Below are 20,805 nucleotides of genomic sequence, written 5' to 3'. Positions count from 1 at the left end.
TTAATGCAGGCGACAAAAAAGATGTTTCTGCAGATGTAACGTTGATGGAAGAGCAAAGAGTACAATAACATTGTCTGTGCAAGAACCGCTGCCATTGAGCTGGGCAAGGTCCGGTACATGCGAGCCTGTTTACAGAAGTATTTCGTTACCCCTGAGCAGGGCAACATGGATTCCCTTCGCAAATATCCCGAAGAATTACACGCTTTCGTCTGTAAAAAAGGATCTTGAAGATCTTTTTCCGGAAGGATTTCTCGTGAGAGGGTGTTCGAAGCAAACTGCCGGTTTTTTCAAGCAAAAAGGTGGTGCAGTTTTAAGGACAGGTGCCGAAGCGGTTCTGTGCCTTCAAAACGGCCATTTTGAAAAAAAATCTCTTCGTAAACTCCTGCATCAAGCTGAAAAGAAGGGCAGAATTGTTGAAGTGCCTTTGAATGATGAGAACAAAAGGCACCTTTTGGCGTTACAGCGGCAAGCAAGGCACAGCGCCAAACCACAACTTGCCAATGTTTTCAGGACATACCCATTTGACGCATGCCGCTGTTTTGTCCTGTGTTCCTTTGCCGATGAATGGCTTGCCGCAGTTACGATCACCACTCGTGAAGATGCTCTGGCGCACACAGAGCTTATGCTCAAGCGAGATAATTCCCCGCCCGGGAGTATGGAATTTTTGCTGGCAGGAGTGTTTGATGTGCTTCGCCAGGAAGGATTTTTTGAATGGAGCCTCGGTGAAGTTCCGTTTTTTCATCTCGGGCAAAGAAGAAATGTTCCCTCGCGGCTGGAAGAGAGCATTGTTGTTTTGATTGCCGAACTGTTCCGGGATGTATACGATTTTAGAGGTCTCTTTTATTTTAAGAATAAGTTCTATCCACAATGGCGAGATGTTTACCTTTATTCGTTGCAGGGAATTTCGTTACTTACTCTTGCTGATATGGCTGTCAAAACGCGATACGCGGCATTGGTCGGACAAAAGGTGTTTAATGTTTTGAAGGAACCGTTTTTTTCTGATCGCTGATTATGGATGGTACATTGCTTCTATGGTTTCTTTCCGTTATTCTTGTTCTCACGGGAATTGCGGGGCTTTTGCTCCCGGCTTTGCCCGGCATAGTACTGGTTTTCGCAGGGCTGGTTGTCGGTGCCTGGGCTGAAGATTTTGCTTATGTCGGCCAGGGTACACTTGTAGTGCTGTTGATTCTCTGTCTTCTGGGATACGGCATTGATTTTCTTGCCGGGTCTCTTGGGGCGGGTAAATATGGCGCCGGTAAATATTCGGTTATCGGGGCAGCCATCGGAGCGATTGGAGGGTTGTTTTTCGGCTTACCAGGAATTGTTCTTGGCCCGTTTATTGGTGCGTTTTTCGGTGAGCTATATGTGCGGAGAGATTTTCAGGCTGCAGGGCGCGCAGGTTTTGGAGCCTGGGTTGGCCTTATCGCGGGTATGGCTGCAAAAATAGCCATCACGTTTATAATGATAGGGGTTTTTGTGTTTGCAAGGTTTTTATAAAAAAACTGAAACCAAAGCTATAAGCCGAATTCTGTTCTCTGCCTTGCGGCAAAGCTGCAGTCATTTATCTAATGCGGCTCACCCGGAAACTCTCTTGAGGACACCTTTTTAAGCATCCTCCGCGTCCAGAATACTTTTTCAGGCAGCTTTTCTACACATTGCCTGGAGTACTCAAGCCGTTTACGATACCTAAAAAAGGTGTCCTTTCAGAATTGAACGGACCATTCTTTTTCCTTTCGGAAAAGTTTCTCTATTCAGCCTTGCATCGGGGAGGTTTTCATAGCACATGTCATTACTGGCATGTCTGGTGGTCTCTTACACCCCCTTTTCACCCTTACCCCGGAAACCCCCGGGGCGGTATACTTTCTGTTGCACTTTCTGTAGCAGAAGTTTGCACTGCTGCTCCCCGTCTTGAGCAAAAGCTCTCGACAGGCACCCTGTCCTGTGATGTTCGGACTTTCCTCCGCATATCCTGAAAAATAAGCGGCGACTGCACACTTTGGTTTCAGTAAACAGATTTTCAATAAGATACAACCTGTTTTCTAAAACTTCCGTTCAAAATCTGAAATCCGTCTGTTTGTGTAATGGGAACTGTGGCGAGAAACACAAAGCGCCACGCAGATTTCATGGCGCTTTTCAATCAATTATTCTCGGAAGCGGCTTCTTCGAAAAGTCTTTCATGGACGACTATACGACCACATGATTCGCAAAGATAAAATCCTCCCTGGACAATGATCGTGTGGCGGTTGGTCGGGACCCTTGTATTGCAGCCTGAGCAAGCGTGGCGATGAAGTTTGACAAGGGCGTTGCGGATGTTTCCGTTTTTCAGATGGTCGTACTTTGACAACAACCGCTTCGCTTCTTTCTCGACGATTTTTCTCTGCTCCGCGATTTGCTTTTTCAGCGAACTGACTTCGCCTGAAGTTTCCACGACAATACTTTCCAGCTCTTCTTTTTTCTGCTCAACCTGTATTTTCAGGTCTTTGAGTTGTTGAGAAAGAATGTCGTCCGGCATCATCTCTTCGGAAATTTCGTCATAGCGGTTTTCAGCAATTAACTGACGACCCTGATCTTGCAGTTCTTTTGTCTTTTCTTCATGATGTTTTATGTCCTGGAGCTGAATTTCCGCTTGTGCAATTTCTTTTTCTTCGTACTCGATCTGTTTTGAAAGAGCATCGTATTCTTTATTGTTCCTCGCCAGTGTTTGCTTGTCTTTGAAACTCTTGATTTTTGACTTGCAGTTTTCAATCGTTTCAGTGAGATTGCTGCGGTTTTTTTCCCTTTCTGCGGCAGTTTTTTCTCGGGCTTCGATTTGGCGGGAAGTGAACGCGATATCCTCTTCCAGTGCATCGATTTCCTCAGGAAGCCCTTTTTGCAAGCTTTCTATGGTTTCGATCTGATTATCGAGGTGTTGCAGACGAACAACCAGATTGATTTTTGTATGGTCCACTACAGCTGATATTTAAAATTTTGAAAAAATAAAAAAAGCACCTCACTAAAAAGGTGCATGATATAAAGTCGAATCTTTTATGGTCAGGGAAAACTTGTAATTTTTATCTCCACTAAATACCGTGTTGAGCATAGTCAATTTTTTTCAGCTTTTTAGTGCCCGAAAGGAGATTCGAACTCCTACACCTTGCGGCGCTCGCCCCTGAAACGAGTGCGTCTACCAATTCCGCCATTCGGGCAGCGATTCTTTGGCTTTCCACGTCTATACTAAATAAAATCTTTTTACGGATTTTGCCAAAAACCGCTTACTTGATTTCCTTGTGCGGAGTATGCCTCTTGAGGTAAGGATTATACTTCTTGAGAATCAGACGCTCCGTGTTGTTCTTCTTGTTTTTTGTCGTCGTGTACCTTGAAGGAGTCAAGCCCTCTTTTCTTGCTTCGGTACACTCAAGGGTAATGATTATCCTGTTTTCTTTTTTTGCCATCGCTGCCTTGGTCTGATTAATTATAAAGAGCTGCAAATATAAGCTATCAGCAGCGATTTTGCAATACCAAAACGAGTCTTATAGAATCTGTATTTGCTTGCTTCCGCGATAACAGCTATACTGCATCTGATTTGAAACGTTTTGTTTAATCCTCACATGAGACTGAGAGGTTCTTTTTTTAATCAGGGCACGAAACAGTCAGCAAAATGCCCGTAAAAGAAAATCTGAAACGTGTTAGACAGTAACTTATTTCCCTATTGCGATGGAACACTGCATTGCGAGGGGGTTTCTCTTGAAAAGCTTGCAGAAGAGTACGGGACTCCTCTTTTTGTGACCAGCCGAAACAGCCTTATCAACCAGTACAGGGCTTTTGAAAAAGCTTTTGCAGGACTGGATCATTTTACCTGTTATTCGGTGAAAGCAAACTTCAACCTGCATGTGATCCGTACTCTTTCAGAGGAGGGGTGTGGATGTGACGTCAATTCGGGGGGAGAGCTTTTTCGGGCACTTCAGGCCGGTGTTGAACCTGGAAAAATTATTATGGCCGGTGTCGGTAAGACAGCTTCGGATATAGAGTATGGTGTCAAGTCGGGTATTGTAATGCTCAAGGCAGAGTCTGTATCAGAGTTGCGCTTGGTCAATGATGTTGCCGGACGTCTCGGAATGAAAGCCTCGGTAGGGATTCGTGTCAATCCGAACGTTACGGCCGAAACACACCCCTATATTACTACCGGGGACAGTAAAGAAAAATTCGGTATTGACGAGGCGGATCTGGATGAAGTGTTTGATTTGTTGAAAACACTTGAACATGTTGATCTGACAGGTCTGGATATGCATATCGGATCACAGATTTTTGATGCGAATTTTTATGAAGCAGCTTTGGAAAAACTGCTCGATGTTCTTGCCGCAGCCCGATCGGCCGGCTTCGATATTCGATATTTTGATATAGGTGGCGGTTTTCCGGTTACCTATGAGCCTCAGAAACCGGCCACACCGATCGGGCATTTTGCTGAAAAGCTTATCCCTCTGGTTGAAAAAACAGGGACAACTATCTTGTTTGAACCGGGAAGGTTTATCGTTGCCAATTCAACGGTTTTGTTAACAAAGGTTTTGTATCGCAAGCAAAACCATGCGGGAAAGGAATTTGTGATTGTCGATGCAGGGATGACCGAACTGATCCGGCCTGCACTGTACCAGTCTTACCATGAAATTGTGGCTGTTTCACAACATAACTCCGTTATGGTGGCCGATATTGTCGGGCCGGTGTGTGAGTCTGGCGACTTTTTTGCCAGAGAGAGAACCGTTGATAGGGTAAAAGAGGGGGAAATGCTTGCTGTTTTGTCGGCGGGAGCTTATGGTTCGGTTATGAGTAACAATTACAATGGTCGTCTACGTCCGGCAGAGGTCATGGTCGACGGGGACAATGCGAAACTTATCCGCAAAAGGGATTCATTTGAACAACTCATTCAGAATGAGGTGTTCTGAAAAAGATGCTGAATCATCCGGGTCACCGCCGTGCAATATTCTTTTTATTGCACGGCGGTGACCCGGCCTTTGCATGGTTTTGTTTTTTGCTTTCAGTCGCTATCAGGTCTTCGTGCTTTCAGCGATGTTCTGAAAAATTCTGCGGGTGGCTTCTGCGTTATTGAGTGTGTAGAAATGGACGCCCTTGATGTGGTTGCCGATCAGATCGTTAACCTGCATGGTTGCCCATTCGATTCCTATCTTTACAACTTCGTCATCATCGGAGGCTTCCAGCACTCTTTTCAATAACGGTGCAGGTATACGGGCGCCAAGAGCGAGCTCGGACATCCTGATCAATCCTTTTTTTGTTGTTACCGGCATAATTCCGGGGATAATGGGGACGTTTATGCCTGCAAGGGTGCAGCGGCCAACGAAATCAAAGAAATCCCTGTTGTCAAAAAACAGTTGGGTGACGATGTAGTCCGCTCCCTGGTCCACCTTTACCTTCAGATATTCGATTTCCTGAAGTCGGTTGGGGGTTTGAGGATGCCCTTCAGGGAATCCGGCAACGCCAATTCCAATGTCCGGGAAGTTCTCGGCAATAAACCGTACAAGATCTACGGCGTGGGGGAAGTCTTTTGTCGCTTCCTCATAAGAGGCGCTTCCTGGGGGAAGGTCACCACGCAGGGCCAGTACATTTTTGATTCCATGTTTGCTATATTCATCAAGGATTTGCCGTATTTCTTCTTTTCCGGAACAGATGCAGGTAAGATGAGAGACAACGCTGAGGCCGGTTTCCCTCTGGATCTTCGTGACAAGATCATGCGTACGGTTTCGGGTTGATCCTCCTGCGCCGTATGTTACACTCACATAGGACGGGTTGAATGGGATGAGTTCCGAGATGGTATGAAAAAGCTTATCCCAGTCAGCCGTTTTTTTTGGAGGAAAAAACTCAAAACTGAATACGGGTTTGGTGGCCGATTGAAGAATCTCTTTTACTAACATGCAGAGTGCTTTTTTTGCGTCCATTGTTAAAAAGACAATAATATAGCAAACTAACCAAGTTTAGCGAATCATACCGAATCGTTCTCCGGCTACGGTTATGAAAACAATTTCTGCACCCTTCCCTGCACTGCGTCTACTCATGACCGTCTGCATGGGAATAATAGCCGGAGTATGGTTTTCTCTTTCGGTTTATTTCTGGATTGTCTTATCCCTCGCCTCTTTGTGCCTCTTTTGTTTTTTGCTGGTTTCAAAGCTGAAACGTCAGGTACCGGAACACGGCCTATCGTTCACCACGGTCGTTGCCTACAGTTTTTTCGTTTTCAGCAGCTTCGCTGCATTCTCGGACTATGCATTCAGATATGTTGCATCGGATACCGTTATGAGCCAGCTTGGTAAGAAAGTGCTGCTTTATGGAAAAGTTGTGTCCAGACCGCACAGGTATGGGAACGGGGCTCAATGGATTTTCGATGTTCGTGAAGTTTTTTCTGATGGTGAATCCCGGAAAGCTACCGGGAAAATCAAGGTGTTTCTGAGGCTGGATGAAGGTGAGCAGCTGGATGTCGAAGTGGGAGACATGATTAGAATCAAGGGTTCCCCCGCACGGATTCCTGGTGCGGCAAATCCCGGTGATTTCAATGCTCATGAACATTACTGGAAACAAGGGGTTCATGCTGAACTTTTCTGTCCGGGGCCTTGGGTGATGCGTAATTACGGGATCGATGAACATGACTTTTTTGAAGTTACTCTTGTACGTCCCGTCAGAAGATACATTTCCAGGAGCATTGACGAGCTTGTGCCTCCGGGGCATGAGCGGCAGTTCCTGAAAGGGATATTTCTCGGGCAAAGAGAACTGCTCGATAGAGAGGTGTATCGTCAATTTCAGGCAGCCGGGACAGCTCACGTGCTTGCAGTTTCGGGCCTGCATGTGGGATTGATCGTTATTGCTATGCTTGTGTTGCTGCAAAGGTTCAGGACGACCGTTGCCGGGCGGTGGATGGTGTTTCTGTTCATTGCGTTTGTATTGCTGGTTTACTGCTCGGTGACGGAAAACGCTCCATCGGTTAGAAGGGCGTCGATTATGGCTGTTGTTTTGATCGGCGGTTCGGTAACCGGACGCCGATCTTTTCCGCTGAACTCGCTCGCTGCGGCGGATCTTGTCATTCTGTCGCTCGATCCTCTCGAACTGTTCAGTGCGGGGTTCCTGATGACCAATACAGCGGTTGCGTCCATTATTCTGCTCTACCCGACACTCAGCCGGTCTTCGACAAACCGGAATGGTTTGAAACAGGCTATCTTCAGACCGGTATGGAATGCATTCAGTGTGAGCCTTGCTGCTGTAATAGGTGTGGCACCGGTTATCGCCTGGTTTTTCGGGACATTTTCTCTTGCAGGGCTCATTGCGAATCTGCCGGTGGTTTTTCTTGTGAGCTGTATGCTGTATACGATGCTGCCAGCTTTTGTCTTGAATCTCGTGCTACCCGGTTTGGCGATATATCCTGCATCGAGTGCCTGGTTCTTTGCGAAAATCACGCTCGGGTTAACGGATTTTTTCGGTTCACAGCACTGGGCCGTCGTTCAGATACGTCCGGATGCTTTCGATATTACAGTTTACTACATGGCTATTCTCGCATCACTGTACCTTCTGCATCGTCAAAAACCTGTGCTTGTTCTGACCACTTTATTATGCACTGTGAACTACTTTGTCTGGACACCTGTTCTTCGTGCAGGAAATTCTCCTCTTCTTGCAACGGTTACTGTCGGAAGAAATGTCGCTTTGCTTTTTTCGGCTTCAGGCTCGTCGATTCTGATCGATGCGGGATCGAAGCTGTATCATCAGGGAACAATCAACCGGCAGATGCGTCGTTCAGGGGTTGAAAAACTCGACGCAGCCGTCCAATTTGCATCACAAGACTCACTTGTCGCTGCCATCGGTGCTTCACATTACATGCTTTCCCGTGACAAGTACCTCGTTCTGCCGGATTTTGTCCTCGCAAGGCCGCATAAGCATCTCCTGAAACTATGGATAAGCGATGGCTCATCAATTGTTTTCGCAGCGAACATAAACGCGCTCTTACGTCTCGACAGCGCCACTGCAGAAAGGGTCATTGTCAAGGTGAAACGTTTTGGGATTGAAGAATATCTCAGGTTTGAAAGGTGGCTTGATACAGTACAGCCTTCCGAGTGTATCGTTTTGTCTTCCTCCGGACTGAAGGAGAGAGAGCGGGGATTGTTGAGATATTTGGATGAAAAGCATGAAATGGTGACTATCGATTGAACGAACGTTATTGCTGTGTGTTAAGAACGAGAAACCAGCGATGATCGATGATTTTCTTGATTTTTTCGTCAGTTATGACTAAACTGCCATATAGCGTTGAAATAAAAAAGAAGGCGAAGGCTATTATTCAGAGCTCCTCTATTTATTGTCATGAACGGTTCAAGTGCAAGATGAAAGAAGCACTGCTGCCGGGTTGTCCCTACTTGTCGGGATCAACGAGGCATTTGAGTCGTTGGATAAATAAAGAGAGGGGCTCTTTTGCGTAATGGTCCCGCCGGGATTCATTGAGCTCTTTTATAGGGCTTAATGTTTTTCATCAGTACCCCGTTTTCATCAGTACCCCGTTTTCATCAGTACCCCATTTTTACCCGGTAGCGCCGAATTTCATTGATCCGTAAGGTTTCGATGAAGAGCATCATCCGGCACAGGCCCGGCAAATTATTACATCGGTTGATAGTTCAGTCAGGAATGTGACTGAATCGTCAGGTATTGTCAAAACGACAGTTCAACAAGTAGGTGTTCTGCTGTGCATGGCCGAACTGCATGTAGTCGTTCTTTTTTTACAGGAGTACTCACATTAACCAAGAAAGAAGGAGGAGAAGTATGAGGGAAGAAGATAATTGTCCCGCTATTGAAAATCTTCAGAAACATCCGGGTTATGTGGCCGCGAAATGTTCTCAAAATGGTGAAGCCGAGGTGTTTTGTTTGCAAACCGGAGAAAGGACGGAAGTTGCTCCTCCTGTCGCAGACTGGTATTTGAGGAGAGAGCCTGTTTTTCAGACAGATGGTTATGTATCACTCCAAAATGGTTTTGACAGCAGCCATTTCTACACGGTGCCCGAGGTTTCCACTTGCGTTGTATCGGGTACACTGGCCTCTGATGAGATCGGTGGATTGAAAGCAAGGAAAGGAAAAGGTGTAAAGGTTGTGCCGGTTTCCGGGGATGTTACTCTTCTTCACAATACATCGGCTTTACATGAAATAGCTTCTGCAGAGTGTCAGATGAAAGATAATCCCATGATGGCTCTTGGCCGTTTGTATGCACAGGCTTACAATTTTCTTGTACAGGATGAGTCGTATAAGGATGTGTATGTGAGGCTGAAAGGGGAGTATGGTAACTTTGTTGAAGAAGACGATTATATGGCCTTTATCTGTGATTTGGAAACTATGGGGTTTTTGGAAAGATGTCTTTTGTCCCGTCTTTCAGAGGACAGCCTGGCTTGTTTGAAGAGTCGGGAGAGAGTGTGGGATCTCAATATTGCCCGTATTCAGAACTTGTTGACCTATACGGAGCTTCCTTTGTATACGTTGCTCGAGTTGACCTATGAGTGCAATCTCGCCTGTGAAATCTGCTATACGAACCATCTTTCACAAAAAGTGAATGTCTTGTCGGATGAGCGGTTTCTCACCGAGGTTTTACAGCCTGTCATCGATTCCGGTGTGAGCTATGTGACTATTTTGGGAGGTGAGCCGTTGCTTAAGCCGGAATTATTGTATGAAGTGGTCCGGCGGCTACGAAAAAACGATGTGTACGTTAAGGTGATAACGAATGGTACGCTGATCGGTAAAGAAGAAGCATCCATGCTGGCCGAGGTGGGGGTGAACAAGATCGAGGTGAGTTTTGACGGTTTTTCTCTGGAAAAAGACAATGCCATACGAATCGTCAAAGAAGGATGTCCTAAAGTCAATGTTCATCTGGTGGCTAAAGAAGCCATTGCACATTTAAAGCAGGCTGGTATTCCCCAAGTTGGCGTGTCGGTAACAGTGAATGCTCAGAATTATGATGAGGTGATGAACGACATGGTTTCTTTTGTAAGGGAGACTTCGGTCAATAAAATCTACTTTTCCGTTTACTACTCGGATAAACCTGAGGAAAGCGGCTTGGAAATCACCCCGGACCAGAAAAAACATTTGCTGGAAAAGTGCAATGAATGGACTAATTTTCTTTCATCGGAGATCTATGATTTCGAGGCAGTTGTTTTAGGCTCCGACACAGCATGGCGGTGTTCATGCGGTCGTTCGAGCGTTGTCGTCAATCCTTTTGGGGTGTTGAGAACATGCCCGTTTACAAGTAATATGGACGATCGTTTGGATTATACAAATCCTGACAGCTTTAAAGACATATGGTCTAACTCGGATTTGTTCTGGACGATAAGGGGGTTACCGAGGCACGAGTGCTCGACGAGGCTGTTTAGAGATACAGGTTCATACCAGAGGAGTTGATGACATCTGTTGCATTACTGCACGAAGAGAAACTATATAGCGAACCGAGCAACATCTTTTCTCAAAGGTCGTTGAACGAGAGTTTTTCCTGGCAGGGTACGCATCTGCGGTAAGGTTGATTGCCGACGATCGAAAAAGAATATGATGATGCTATGATTAAACTTGTCGCACTGGATATAGATCATACATTGACAGATTCGCAAGGTGTTGTCTCTCAGGAGGTTTTATCCGGGATACAGCGGGTTCAAGCTGAGGGAATGCATGTTGCCCTGATTTCCGGACGGCCACCTCAAGGCATAGACGAAGTGGCTCGATTATTCCCGAAAGGAGTATACCGGGCCAGTTATTTCGGGGCTGTCATACATGATGAATGCCGGCAAGAGCTGAGAAGGCTTTCTCTCGGCATCGATGTCGCTGTGGATCTTGCCAGGTTTGCGGACAAACGGCGTTTAAGTCTTACCATTATTCGTGATGATGTTGAATATCATACTCAGAATGAAGTAAGAAAAAGTTTTACTCCGCGCGTCAGCGTTGAACATGCAATGCAGGTTGTTGATTCAGAAAAACCGCCGGTACTCATTGCTGCCAATGGAGCCGATGAAGCGTCTGCGCTTTATCATTACTGTCTTGAAAAGCATGGGGCTTCGGTGTCTCTTATGAGGCATCTCAATGCCGATGAAAGCTATATTTCCACGTTGGTCGTTCACCCCGAAGCTGAAAAAGGGAGCGCACTTCATCTGATATGCCGGTCGATGTCAATAGAGATGTCTGAAGTCATGGCTATTGGCGACAGTGAGAGTGATATGAGCATGCTGAAACATGCCGGGATTGGCGTTGCGGTTCAAAACGCTCGGGAGTCTGTGCGGGAAACAGCGAAATACATCACCCCTCTGCCTTATGGCGACGGTGTTCGATGGGCTTTAGAGAATCTGCTGAATTAACTGTTTGAAACGTGGTAGTTGAAAAATGAAACACAGGAGGTCGATATGTTCGAGTTACCTGAGTTTATGACCTTGGCCAGGCAGATGAATGATTCGCTTAAGGCCAAGACGGTCCAAAGGGGTCAGTTGGGTAACAGCCCTCAAAAGTTTGTCTGGTACAACAGGACGCATGAGGAATTTGATCGGCTGACGAAAGGGAAAACCGTAGGAGAAGCTTACGCAAGAGGAAAGTGGCTTTTCGTTCCCCTTGAGCCTGGCTATGTCTTGCTGCTTGGTGAATGCGGGGGCAAGGCGCTGTATCATCCTTCCGGAACAAAGGTGCCGAAAAAGTATCATCTGTACATCACATTTGAAAATGATTCGTTTTTCACCGTAACCACTCAGATGTGGGGAGCCATGGAACTGTATGAAAAAGGGGAAGAGCAGGGGAGAAAATATGTCGAAGGAATGAGAACGACACCGATAGAGCCTGAGTTCACCTTTGCGTATTTCTCTGAGTTGATAGATGAGCTTATCGATGGAAAGAAGCGAAGTGCCAAAGCCTTATTGACGCAAGATCAGATCATCCCCGGACTGGGCAATGCGATTGCCCAGGATATTCTTTTTAAAGCTCATCTTCATCCAAGGCATATGGTTGCTGATTTGACTGCAGATCAACGGCAGGTTTTATACCACGCCATTACCGATACTGTTGGGGAAGTTACAGAGATGGGAGGAAGATATGATGAATATGATCTTTACAACAATCCTGGAGGTTATATTCGCAAGATGGACAAGAATGCGGTTGGCCGTCCCTGCCCTGAATGTGGGGTTACGATAGAGAAGATTCAATATTTGGGTGGGGCGTGTTATGTTTGTCCGAACTGTCAGAAATGAGGATTCGGAGTTTTGTGTGTAAGCAAGCCTTTGTTTCATTATGATTCGAAACGTCTTTTCTGCTTTACCTGAAGATGTGTCACAGGAAGTGGTTGAAGATCTGGTTCGGTCTTCGAATGTCCGTATCGAAAGGATTGTTTCGTATGGTCACTCTTCTCCTGAAACCGGCTGGTACGATCAGGATGAATCCGAATGGGTGATTGTACTTGACGGATCAGGATCTCTTTTGTTCGAGAATGGGAGAGAGATCGTTTTGCGGGCGGGGGATTATATCGATATTCCTGCACATACGAGGCACAAAGTGCTCCGGACCGACAAAGACAGGCCGACGATCTGGCTGGCTGTTTTCTATACGTAAACGTCTTTGATCCGAACTCACGGTTCACTCTCGATCAGTGACAGCTGGTTGCCGGTGTTGAAACCGGAGTCCTCGATAATTTTTTTGACTTCGGGGGGGCAGTTGGCGGGGTTGAGCTTGTGCAGGACCCGTGCAATGGTGAATATCTTTCCTTCGGTCGGCAGGAATTTGTTGATCACGATAATGTTGTCATCTCTCAGACGGCAGTCACCGCCAAGAAAATTTCCTTTTTCGTATCGTAACTTGTAACCGCTGTCTGTAATGGTTTTTTCCAGGAGTTCCAGTTTCTTGGTTTTCTTCATGGTGAATGTTCCCCTGGCTGTGATTGTCGTGAACAGAGGTATTTGATGATCGGAGCGGCATGAAGGGCCTGGATTATTTCCCCTTGCTCGACAAGCGCCGCCAATTCTTGAGACGTCATGGGATGTACCGTGATCTCTTCGGTTTCATCAAGCTTCTGTGTGGAGATTTTGCTGACACCGGTTGCCAGGAACGTGTGCGTGATATTTGTCTGCAAAGCAGGGTTTGCAGAAAGTTCCATCCACTTTGTCCAGGTTCCTCCACCGTAACCCGTTTCCTCGAGTAATTCCCGCTTTGCTGCATCGAGAAGTGTTTCGCCCGGCTTGTCATGAACTCCTGCCGGCAGTTCAAACGAAACTTTTCCTATCCCGTGGCGATACTGCCGGATCAATACAATCTCGTCGTTCTGCGTTATTGCTATAACGTTCAACCAGGGAGGATACTCCCATACATAAAAGTCGTCGATGTTTTTTCCGTTCGGAAGCCTGACTGAATCCTTTCGCATGGTCAACCACGGTTCTTTATGCAGGTAGCGGGATTCGATCACTTCCCACGGTTCCGGATCGGTGTGTTTGTTCATTGCCATTGATTATCCTCGCATTCTGGGATCGAGTGCGTCACGGACACCGTCCCCGATCAGGTTGAAGCACACGACGGTTGTTAAAATCGCTATACCGGGAAAGGTTGAAATCCACCAGTGGTTGAGCAGGCTGTCGCGTCCTTCGTTGATAATATTGCCCCAGCTTGGGGTTGGGGGCTGGACACCGAGGCCGAGGAACGAGAGCCCGGCTTCGGTCAGGATAATACTTCCGATTCGCAGCGTTGCCGCAACAATCACCGGTGTGAGTGTGTTGGGGACGAGATGTCGAAAGATAATTCGCAGGTTTGAAAGGCCGAGCGATTTTGCAGCAAGAATGAATTCCTGTTCCTTGAGTGAAAGGACTTGACTTCTAACGATTCGGGCGACGCCCATCCAGCCTGTGAATGAAAGTGTGATCACTATCAGGAAAATGGAATTGCCGAAAGTCGCAATGATGATGAGGATAAGGAAGAGGGCAGGAAACGCTATCAGAATATCGACGATACGCATGAGCGTGTTATCGACAATTCCTCCAAAATATCCTGATGATACGCCGACAATAGTTCCGAGGGTAACTGAAATCAAGACAACCAGAAAACCTATCGATAACGAGATTCTCGACCCGTAAATAACCCGGCTCAAGATATCCCTTCCGTACTGGTCGGTTCCAAGAAAAAAAGAGCGTGTAACGATGAAGTCAGGTTTGCCGCCAGAGTATTCTTTGCCTCCTGCAAGTGCTTCAATAGGTATACTTTTCTCTCTTGGCCCCTGCTGATAAATGATGTTTTCACCCTCGAACCGATAGCTATCGACAAAGCGCAGTTTTTGAGGTTCGTTGCGGGTTTTCAGTACCTGAAAATCACCTATAAGGGTGTTTGTGAGTTTTTCTTCCAGACTGTTTCCCTCTCGCAGTGGAATGGTTACCCCTTTTCGCTCTTCCAGTACAAGCGCATCAATAGTGGTGAGAGGTGGTTTGTAAGCTGTAACGAGAAAGTCCTGTTGTTCAAACGGATTGAAAGGGGATACAAGTGGGGCTAAAAAAGCGGTTGAATAAAGGATGAATACAATAACCGATGCCTGGAGAGCGATGGTATGTTTTTTAAAAGATTGCCAACCGATTTCACGGAGGCTGAGCTCTGCGTCGATATGGTCCCGTTTGGTGGCAAGAGCTTTTTTCAATGTCCGGTTGGAGAAAAAAACAAGAAACAAAGGCACTAGAATGACGTAAAGTGCAGCTACCCAGAACTCAAGGATTTCAAAGGTAAAAACCTGTCCGAAGTTTTCCTGTGACACAGCCAGAAGCGAAAGACCGGTAAAAAGCGAATGCAAACTGATGAATACGAGCTCATGGCGCCATAGAAAGACTGCAAGGAAGACTATTGTGGAGACGAGAAAGAAAAGTCCCGAACCGATCTTTTGTAAACGCAGAAGGCCTAGTCCCGGTACAATCAGATCGTGGAGTGGAAACTGCTTTTTTGGAGGCGATTTTTTCACAGGCATCACAGGCTTTTGCTTTACAACTTCAATATTGATTTTTTCTGCCTTTGAAAAGGTTTTTTTTCCACAAAAAAAGCTGCTTTTCATCCAAAAAGCAGCTTTTTATCACTGTTTGCAACTGGAAAGTCGTTTTACTCTTCGACTTTTTCTTCGGCACTTTCTTCAGCGTCGGTCTCAGTCGTTCCTGTATCTACCTTAGGCGCGAGAATTGAAACAACGGGAGTTTCAGGGTCACCGATTATCTCAAACTTGCCGCTGTAGGTTTCAGCCGGGATCTCATTGATATGCATTGTTTGGCCGAGCTCCAAGCCTGAAGTGTCGATAGTGAGGTGTTGAGGAATATTTGACGGTGTGCCTTTGACTGTCAGGGTGTGCTGGATAATCTGCATTTTTCCGCCTGCAACAACACCGGGAGACTCTCCGGTAAAACTTGTCGGTACCTCCATTTCAAGAACTTCTCCGGCAGAGAAAAACTGAAAATCGGCATGTATGACCCTGTCGGTAACCTGATCGAACTGGACATCCTTTAAAAAAGAACGCTTGGATTCGCCATCAGGAAATTTAAGGTCGACGATGTGTGACTCCGAAGAGTGGACCAGTTTGTCGAGAGAGAGTTCGTTAACACAAACATGAACGGTTTCTTCACCTTTATGGTAAACAACCGCAGGAACCTTCCCTGCTTTGCGTAATCTTTTTACTTCGTTTTTGTTGCAAACACGAGGTTCTACATTGAGTACTATACTTTCCATGCTATTCCTTGATCTCTTTTATCGCTTGAGTGTGATTGTTGGTGATTTTTGAAAGATTTTTACTGTCGAACAAACAACTGACCGAATCGTCACCTGAAATCCGTTTGATAGCTTCGCCGAACAGGTTGCTCACCGTTACGGTTTCGAGTTTAGGAGACGGTTCGTGACCGGTTACGACGGAATCGGTGATGATGACTTTTTCAAGTACGGAACCATTGATGCGGTCGATGGCCGGTCCGGAAAGAATGCCATGCGTAGCGGCTGCGAACACCTTTCTGCCGCCGGCATCTTGTATTGCTTTTGCGGCATTGACCAAGGTTCCGGCCGTATCGATCATGTCGTCAACCAAAAGGACATCTTTGCCTTTTACATCACCGATGATATTCATGACTTCGGCAACGTTTGCCTTCGGACGCCGTTTGTCGACGATGACAAGGTCGGTTCCAAGGGCTTCGGCGAAAGCTCTTGCCAGTTTGACGCCACCGACGTCAGGTGAAGCAACGACGAGATTGCCGTTGAGGTTCATACTGAGAATATGGTCGATAAGTACCACACTCGAGTAAAGGTGGTCGAACGGGATATCGAAAAAGCCTTGGATCTGTGCTGCATGCAGGTCCATGGTGAGTATGCGGTTCGCTCCGGCTACTGTCAGCAGATTGGCTACGAGTTTCGCGGTGATGGCTACTCTTGGCCGATCTTTTCGATCCTGTCTCGCATAACCATAGTAAGGGATGACGGCGGTAATTCTTGCTGCCGATGAGCGCCTGGCTGCATCGATCATGATGAGCAACTCCATCAGATTATCAGCCGGAGGATTGGTCGACTGTATAATGAACAGATCGGAGCCTCTTATAGACTCGAAGTAGTTGACCGAGATTTCTCCGTCTGAAAAATTTTCTACCTTTGCATTGCAAAGGGACGTACCGAGATACTCGGCAATTTTTTCGGCCAAAGCAGTATTGCTTCGTCCCGCAAAAATTTTAATCGGATTTGCCATGGCTCCCTGCTTTTTCAAATGAAACAGATTATATTAAGGCTGTGTTTGAGCTCCTCCCTGTGGTTCAAAACGCGTGCCGTGGACCTTTCAAAAAACCTCAATGCCGACGAATATAATAAAAATTGGCAAAAATTTAACAATGAAGATATACGAGATACAAGCACTCCTTGAACGTTATTTTGACAAGGTTGAGCTTGTCGGCAGTAGTAATGTCACTATTGACGGACCGGCTAAAATAGAATGTGCAGCAAAAGGAAATGTAAGCTTTGTCGCCAATGAAAAATATACCAGGTTCATAGAATCGACCGAAGCCTCCTTGCTTATTGTCGGCGAGCAAACACCTACTAAACAATATAGCGACAGCCTGAGTTTCCTGAAAGTAAAAGATCCTTATACTGCATTTGTTTTTGTGCTCCAGATGTTCTCCTCTCCCCGGGTAATCGCTTCCGATGGGGTTTCTCCCTCTGCCGTTATCGGGGAAAATGTCATGCTGGGGAAAAACGTTTCTATCGGTGATCATGTGGTCATCGGTGATCACTGCGTCATTGGGGATAATACGGTAATCGGACCCAATACCGTTCTGATGGAGCGTGTGGTTACCGGTCGGGATTGCATGTTTTATCCCGGTGTTATCTGCTATGACGGAACCATCCTTGGTGACCGTGTCACGATACACAGTGGTACGGTTCTCGGTGCTGACGGGTTTGGGTTTGCTCCACAGCCGGATGGTGGATATATCAAGATTCCCCAGATGGGTATTGTCGAGATACACGATGATGTTGAAATAGGGGCGAACAATACCATCGATCGTGCTACCATGGGGAGTACGGTTATCGAAAAAGGAGTAAAAATAGATAATCTTGTGCAGATCGCTCATAATTGCAGAATAGGAGAGAATACGGTCATTGCGTCACAGGCGGGTATCTCAGGAAGTGTGAGCATTGGAAAGCACTGCATGATAGGCGGACAGGCCGGATTCGCCGGTCATCTTTCCCTTCCCGACAAAACCCATGTCGCTGCAAAAGCAGGTGTTTCAAAGTCTCTGCAGAAAAGCGCTCAAACGTTGAGGGGAATACCGGCTCAGCCTATCCGTGATCAGCTTCGCCAGGAAGCCTTGCTGAGAAGTCTCGACAAAATGAAGCGGAAGCTCGATGCGCTCGAGGAGGAAGTGAGACAGATGCAGAAAGGTAAAGGTCAACAGGCAGAAGGCAAAAATACGTGAGCCGTTCTGAAAAGAGTTGACCCTTTTGACTTTTGCTGCTCATGAGCAGCAAAAGGTTATTCGAGGGTGCTGTTCAAGTTCCAGTTGTAGGGTAAATACTCAATTTTCAGTTTTCCCTGATTTGAAATAAGGAACTCTGCGGTTCCCTCATCGGCATAGCGGGCAAGATAATTGAGCAGTTCCTCTTTATTGTTCCCGAAATCACGTTCATACCATTTGAATATCTCTGAAAGACGAACGGTATTCCCCACGTTGTCTGTTTCAAGGCCTCCACGGTTGATGAAGCTTCTTGTTGCAATATCGAGCTGTTCGTCGATGTATTCCGGATTGTAGAACTCTATAGGCGGACAGGAACTCGAAGCGCAGACAAGTGCAAAGTGGATTCTCGGATCGAATGTTTCAACCATGAACGCGAGTCGTGAATCAAAAGGGGAGAACGGTCGAAGCGGGAATGCGGGATGCGGACGGTTTTTTCGGAGGATACCGTGTTCTATGTCGTCCGGAGTGAAAAAGGTTTTGCCGATGGTATAACCTATTCTTCCGAAAAAGTTGATGATTTCGAGAACCGAGTTTTTGATATCGAATTCAATGACGCCATGGATAATGAGAATGTTGTAGATGTTGATCCAGAAGGCTTTTTTTTCGTTATCGTTGTCGAGTGACTCAGGATTGAACGACTTGAGACTGGCGGCAAGCTGCAGGTACTCACGGAAACGTTCCGATTGTTTCATGGCTCGATAGTTGACCCTTCCCATGCTGATGTTGAAGAAGGCCCCTTGCAGCCGGCCGAGAAGTTGTTTGAGGCGGGCTGCGATTTCGGCATCGGTTGCGGTTATTGTTTGCGAACCGTCATTCAAAGCTGTCTGAAGCGGTATGAGTTTGCGTAACCTGTCGACAAGGGTCGTTTGGACTTCTTTTTCGAATGAACGTCCACGTGAACTCAGAATGGCCACAACAGCATTGATATAACCTATATGGCTGAACGCCTGGGGGAAATTGCCGAGCATTTCATTGGTGTTGCTGTCGAATTCTTCGGAGAACAGTCCAAGATGGTTGGCAGAGCGCAGGGTTTCTTTCATCAGCTGCTCGGCTTCTTCTATCCTGTTCGAGCGGGCAAGGCATTCGATAAGCCAGAAATTGCAGAGAACGAATTCCCCGTCTTTTCCATTGAGACCGTCATCGGTTTTATAGCGGCTCATGAAACCGTTATGCATCAGTTCAGCAATGCATGCATTGATCGTGCCCTGAACACGTTCATCTTCTATGGGAAGAAAATTGACCAAAGGTAGCAGGAGAAGGCAGGCGTCAAGCTCTTGAGATCCGTAACGCTGAACGAAACTTTGTTTCTTTTTGTCGAAGCCTTTTTCAAGGATGTCTTTTTTGATAGCCTCCCTTTCTTCGATCCAGTCATTCACCGGAGCATCGAATCCGTATCGTTTTGCAATAATGATGCCCCTGTCGAGAGCGACCCAGCACATGACCTTGGAATAAACGAAGTGATAGGGGCCGTTCCTGACTTCCCAGATGCCTTCATCGGGTTTTTGCCAGTTGTTGAGAGCCATGTTGCAGATGTCACGGAAAAAGGGCCATAATTCTTCATCTATTTTTCCTGCATAATCGGAGAGTCTGAGTGCCGCATCCATGACTTCTCCATAAATGTCCCACTGGTTTTGTCTATGTGCAAGGTTACCAATGCGAACCGGCTTTGAGTTTTTATAGCCTTTGAGGTGGTCGAGTTCTTTTTCCCGGAGCGTCTCTTCTCCGCGGATTGAATACATGATCTGTATATTCTCGCTTTCATGCCGACGGTATGTTGAATGGAGCCAGTGGATAAAACTGTCGGCTTCCATGATGTGTCCGAGTGAGAAAAGAGCCTTGAGGGTGAATGACGCGTCACGAAGCCAGGTAAAGCGATAGTCCCAGTTGCGTTCGCCGCCGATTGTTTCGGGAAGAGATGTTGTCGCTGCCGCAGCAATGGCTCCGGTAGGGTGGAAGGTGAGGAGCTTGAGGGCCAAAAGAGAGCGGTTGACAAGAGCTGTATACTCGCCGAGAAATGCACAATGCTCACCCAAGCAGTTATGCAGCCAGTTTTTCCAGAAATCGATGTTTTCCTGCAGTTTGCTGGAAAGAGTGTCTGTATCGGTATAATCACCGTATACCAGGGTAAAACGGGCGCTTTCCTCAACAGCAAGAGAAAAATCGATGACCACACTTCCATTGTCATTCTCCTGGGTGCTTTCCTGAAGGGAATGAGTGAGTGTAAGAGGGTGCTCATGACTCGATGCCTTTATTGTATTTCCCTGGAAGGTTATTACAGGTATGGTACTTGCGTAGTTCGGTCTCGGAGCAAAAACAAGCCGGAACTCAATACTGCCTTTTCGCATTTCGAGACAGCGGTCTATCCGGTGTTCTTTTGGGGTCACCAGGTGCTCGGTTGCCACTGGGATGAAGTCATAAAGAACTGCTTCTCCTGTATCGGTTGTGAACTTACAGGCAAGTACGTTTGTGTCGTCAACATAGGATTGAGATGAGGTGAAGGTTCCTTTCGGCTGAATACTGAAGTAGCCGCCTTTTTCATCATCCAGAAGGGAAGCGAAGATCGTTGGAGAATCGAGGGACGGCATGGAACAGTAGTCGATCGAGCCGTTTTTCGAGACCAGGGCTGCGGAGTGCATGTCACCTATGAGTCCGTATTCAGAAATGTCCAGGTACATGTTTTTGGGCTGCTTGTTTGAGAAGCATGTCCGTTTTGTGGAAGCATGACCAAGCAAATGGGGTTACCTTTATAATACGCAAAAAAGTTCAAAGGTCTTCTCATGCCTTTTTTTAAGCCAATTTTAAGTTTGTATTCAGGATGGTTTAAGAGAACCGCCCGTACATTTTTATT

18 protein-coding genes, 1 tRNA gene and 1 other RNA gene are annotated in these 20,805 nt (G+C 46.5%); 9 read left to right on the top strand and 11 right to left on the bottom strand.

The annotated features are described in order from the left end of the window. The first annotated feature begins 76 nt into the window (after nucleotides 1-76). Together CR164_RS06725 and CR164_RS06720 are read left to right on the top strand one after the other, a co-directional pair. The gene (locus CR164_RS06725; RefSeq protein ID WP_161953499.1) at nucleotides 77-1,009 is read left to right on the top strand and encodes a phosphatidylglycerol lysyltransferase domain-containing protein; all 933 of its coding nucleotides are present in this window, start codon (nucleotides 77-79) and stop codon (nucleotides 1,007-1,009) included. Nucleotides 1,010-1,011: 2 nt separating this feature from the next. Further along, the gene (locus CR164_RS06720; RefSeq protein ID WP_110023167.1) at nucleotides 1,012-1,497 is read left to right on the top strand and encodes a DUF456 domain-containing protein; all 486 of its coding nucleotides are present in this window, start codon (nucleotides 1,012-1,014) and stop codon (nucleotides 1,495-1,497) included. 4 nt (nucleotides 1,498-1,501) lie between these two features. On the opposite strand, the gene rnpB is transcribed toward CR164_RS06720, so the two are convergent. From rnpB to rpmG, 4 genes are all read right to left on the bottom strand, one after another. Continuing rightward, nucleotides 1,502-2,003: RNase P RNA component class A (rnpB, locus tag CR164_RS06715), an RNA gene on the bottom strand. A 134-nt stretch (nucleotides 2,004-2,137) separates the two neighbouring features. Then, nucleotides 2,138-2,947 (bottom strand): zinc ribbon domain-containing protein, encoded by an 810-nt coding sequence (locus CR164_RS06710; protein WP_110023166.1) that lies wholly within the window; start codon nucleotides 2,945-2,947, stop codon nucleotides 2,138-2,140. 156 nt (nucleotides 2,948-3,103) lie between these two features. Next, nucleotides 3,104-3,185 (bottom strand) — tRNA-Leu (locus CR164_RS06705). Between the two features lie 66 nt (nucleotides 3,186-3,251). Further along, on the bottom strand, nucleotides 3,252-3,431 hold the full coding sequence (rpmG, locus tag CR164_RS06700; protein ID WP_110023165.1) for a 50S ribosomal protein L33: 180 nt from the start codon (nucleotides 3,429-3,431) through the stop codon (nucleotides 3,252-3,254). Between the two features lie 231 nt (nucleotides 3,432-3,662). On the opposite strand from rpmG, the gene lysA reads away from it, so the two are divergent. After that, nucleotides 3,663-4,916: a diaminopimelate decarboxylase gene (lysA, locus tag CR164_RS06695; RefSeq protein WP_110023164.1), complete on the top strand. Its 1,254-nt coding sequence runs from the start codon at nucleotides 3,663-3,665 to the stop codon at nucleotides 4,914-4,916. Between the two features lie 102 nt (nucleotides 4,917-5,018). Here the strand turns inward: lysA and metF are convergent, their stop codons facing one another. Then, a complete protein-coding gene (gene metF / locus CR164_RS06690) occupies nucleotides 5,019-5,900 on the bottom strand; it encodes a methylenetetrahydrofolate reductase [NAD(P)H] (protein ID WP_110023345.1) in 882 nt (293 codons plus the stop codon). A gap of 97 nt (nucleotides 5,901-5,997) precedes the next feature. Between metF and CR164_RS06685 the strand changes: the two genes are divergently transcribed. The 5 genes from CR164_RS06685 (at nucleotide 5,998) to CR164_RS06665 (ending at nucleotide 12,573) form a co-directional block, all read left to right on the top strand. Next, nucleotides 5,998-8,175, top strand: a complete 2,178-nt coding sequence (locus CR164_RS06685) for a ComEC/Rec2 family competence protein (protein ID WP_110023163.1) — start codon at nucleotides 5,998-6,000, stop codon at nucleotides 8,173-8,175. Nucleotides 8,176-8,778: 603 nt separating this feature from the next. Continuing rightward, a complete protein-coding gene (locus CR164_RS06680; RefSeq protein ID WP_110023162.1) occupies nucleotides 8,779-10,398 on the top strand; it encodes a radical SAM/SPASM domain-containing protein in 1,620 nt (539 codons plus the stop codon). A 152-nt stretch (nucleotides 10,399-10,550) separates the two neighbouring features. Further along, nucleotides 10,551-11,339 carry an HAD-IIB family hydrolase gene (locus CR164_RS06675; protein WP_110023161.1) on the top strand — a complete coding sequence of 263 codons (789 nt, stop codon included), beginning with the start codon at nucleotides 10,551-10,553 and terminating at the stop codon, nucleotides 11,337-11,339. A 45-nt stretch (nucleotides 11,340-11,384) separates the two neighbouring features. After that, the gene (locus CR164_RS06670) at nucleotides 11,385-12,215 is read left to right on the top strand and encodes a DNA-formamidopyrimidine glycosylase family protein (protein WP_146204145.1); all 831 of its coding nucleotides are present in this window, start codon (nucleotides 11,385-11,387) and stop codon (nucleotides 12,213-12,215) included. 40 nt (nucleotides 12,216-12,255) lie between these two features. Beyond that, the gene (locus tag CR164_RS06665) at nucleotides 12,256-12,573 is read left to right on the top strand and encodes a cupin domain-containing protein (protein ID WP_193525192.1); all 318 of its coding nucleotides are present in this window, start codon (nucleotides 12,256-12,258) and stop codon (nucleotides 12,571-12,573) included. 17 nt (nucleotides 12,574-12,590) lie between these two features. On the opposite strand, the gene CR164_RS06660 is transcribed toward CR164_RS06665, so the two are convergent. The 5 genes from CR164_RS06660 to CR164_RS06640 form a co-directional block, all read right to left on the bottom strand. Further along, complete coding sequence (locus tag CR164_RS06660) at nucleotides 12,591-12,875, bottom strand: hypothetical protein (protein ID WP_110023158.1); 285 nt, start codon at nucleotides 12,873-12,875, stop codon at nucleotides 12,591-12,593. Continuing rightward, nucleotides 12,872-13,459 carry an NUDIX hydrolase gene (locus CR164_RS06655; protein WP_110023157.1) on the bottom strand — a complete coding sequence of 196 codons (588 nt, stop codon included), beginning with the start codon at nucleotides 13,457-13,459 and terminating at the stop codon, nucleotides 12,872-12,874. Before CR164_RS06655 ends, CR164_RS06660 begins: the two co-directional genes overlap by 4 nt. A gap of 3 nt (nucleotides 13,460-13,462) precedes the next feature. Next, nucleotides 13,463-14,953, bottom strand: a complete 1,491-nt coding sequence (locus CR164_RS06650; RefSeq protein ID WP_110023344.1) for an ABC transporter permease — start codon at nucleotides 14,951-14,953, stop codon at nucleotides 13,463-13,465. 128 nt (nucleotides 14,954-15,081) lie between these two features. Then, nucleotides 15,082-15,699: a 50S ribosomal protein L25/general stress protein Ctc gene (locus CR164_RS06645; RefSeq protein ID WP_110023156.1), complete on the bottom strand. Its 618-nt coding sequence runs from the start codon at nucleotides 15,697-15,699 to the stop codon at nucleotides 15,082-15,084. Nucleotide 15,700: 1 nt separating this feature from the next. Then, a complete protein-coding gene (locus tag CR164_RS06640; protein WP_110023155.1) occupies nucleotides 15,701-16,696 on the bottom strand; it encodes a ribose-phosphate pyrophosphokinase in 996 nt (331 codons plus the stop codon). A 139-nt stretch (nucleotides 16,697-16,835) separates the two neighbouring features. Here CR164_RS06640 and lpxD point away from each other — a divergent pair, with 139 nt between their 5' ends. Then, on the top strand, nucleotides 16,836-17,918 hold the full coding sequence (lpxD, locus tag CR164_RS06635) for a UDP-3-O-(3-hydroxymyristoyl)glucosamine N-acyltransferase (protein ID WP_110023154.1): 1,083 nt from the start codon (nucleotides 16,836-16,838) through the stop codon (nucleotides 17,916-17,918). A gap of 56 nt (nucleotides 17,919-17,974) precedes the next feature. Here the strand turns inward: lpxD and CR164_RS06630 are convergent, their stop codons facing one another. After that, nucleotides 17,975-20,632: a glycoside hydrolase family 15 protein gene (locus CR164_RS06630; RefSeq protein WP_110023153.1), complete on the bottom strand. Its 2,658-nt coding sequence runs from the start codon at nucleotides 20,630-20,632 to the stop codon at nucleotides 17,975-17,977. Between the last annotated feature and the right edge of the window lie 173 nt (nucleotides 20,633-20,805).

It is taken from the genome of Prosthecochloris marina (assembly GCF_003182595.1).
GTDB lineage: Bacteria > Bacteroidota > Chlorobiia > Chlorobiales > Chlorobiaceae > Prosthecochloris > Prosthecochloris marina.
Note: the sequence above shows the minus strand (reverse complement) of the source record. Positions and strands in the feature narration are given on the sequence as shown.

Excerpts from the sequence above, each read along its gene's own strand:
- CR164_RS06720 (WP_110023167.1), top strand. The coding sequence starts at position 1,012 with ATGGATGGTACATTGCTTCTATGGTTTCTTTCCGTTATTCTTGTTCTC.
- rpmG (WP_110023165.1), bottom strand. The coding sequence starts at position 3,431 with ATGGCAAAAAAAGAAAACAGGATAATCATTACCCTTGAGTGTACCGAA.
- metF (WP_110023345.1), bottom strand. The coding sequence starts at position 5,900 with ATGTTAGTAAAAGAGATTCTTCAATCGGCCACCAAACCCGTATTCAGT.
- CR164_RS06685 (WP_110023163.1), top strand. The coding sequence starts at position 5,998 with ATGAAAACAATTTCTGCACCCTTCCCTGCACTGCGTCTACTCATGACC.
- CR164_RS06680 (WP_110023162.1), top strand. The coding sequence starts at position 8,779 with ATGAGGGAAGAAGATAATTGTCCCGCTATTGAAAATCTTCAGAAACAT.
- CR164_RS06675 (WP_110023161.1), top strand. The coding sequence starts at position 10,551 with ATGATTAAACTTGTCGCACTGGATATAGATCATACATTGACAGATTCG.
- CR164_RS06670 (WP_146204145.1), top strand. The coding sequence starts at position 11,385 with ATGTTCGAGTTACCTGAGTTTATGACCTTGGCCAGGCAGATGAATGAT.
- CR164_RS06665 (WP_193525192.1), top strand. The coding sequence starts at position 12,256 with ATGATTCGAAACGTCTTTTCTGCTTTACCTGAAGATGTGTCACAGGAA.
- CR164_RS06660 (WP_110023158.1), bottom strand. The coding sequence starts at position 12,875 with ATGAAGAAAACCAAGAAACTGGAACTCCTGGAAAAAACCATTACAGAC.
- CR164_RS06655 (WP_110023157.1), bottom strand. The coding sequence starts at position 13,459 with ATGGCAATGAACAAACACACCGATCCGGAACCGTGGGAAGTGATCGAA.
- CR164_RS06650 (WP_110023344.1), bottom strand. The coding sequence starts at position 14,953 with ATGCCTGTGAAAAAATCGCCTCCAAAAAAGCAGTTTCCACTCCACGAT.
- CR164_RS06645 (WP_110023156.1), bottom strand. The coding sequence starts at position 15,699 with ATGGAAAGTATAGTACTCAATGTAGAACCTCGTGTTTGCAACAAAAAC.
- CR164_RS06640 (WP_110023155.1), bottom strand. The coding sequence starts at position 16,696 with ATGGCAAATCCGATTAAAATTTTTGCGGGACGAAGCAATACTGCTTTG.
- lpxD (WP_110023154.1), top strand. The coding sequence starts at position 16,836 with ATGAAGATATACGAGATACAAGCACTCCTTGAACGTTATTTTGACAAG.
- CR164_RS06630 (WP_110023153.1), bottom strand. The coding sequence starts at position 20,632 with ATGTACCTGGACATTTCTGAATACGGACTCATAGGTGACATGCACTCC.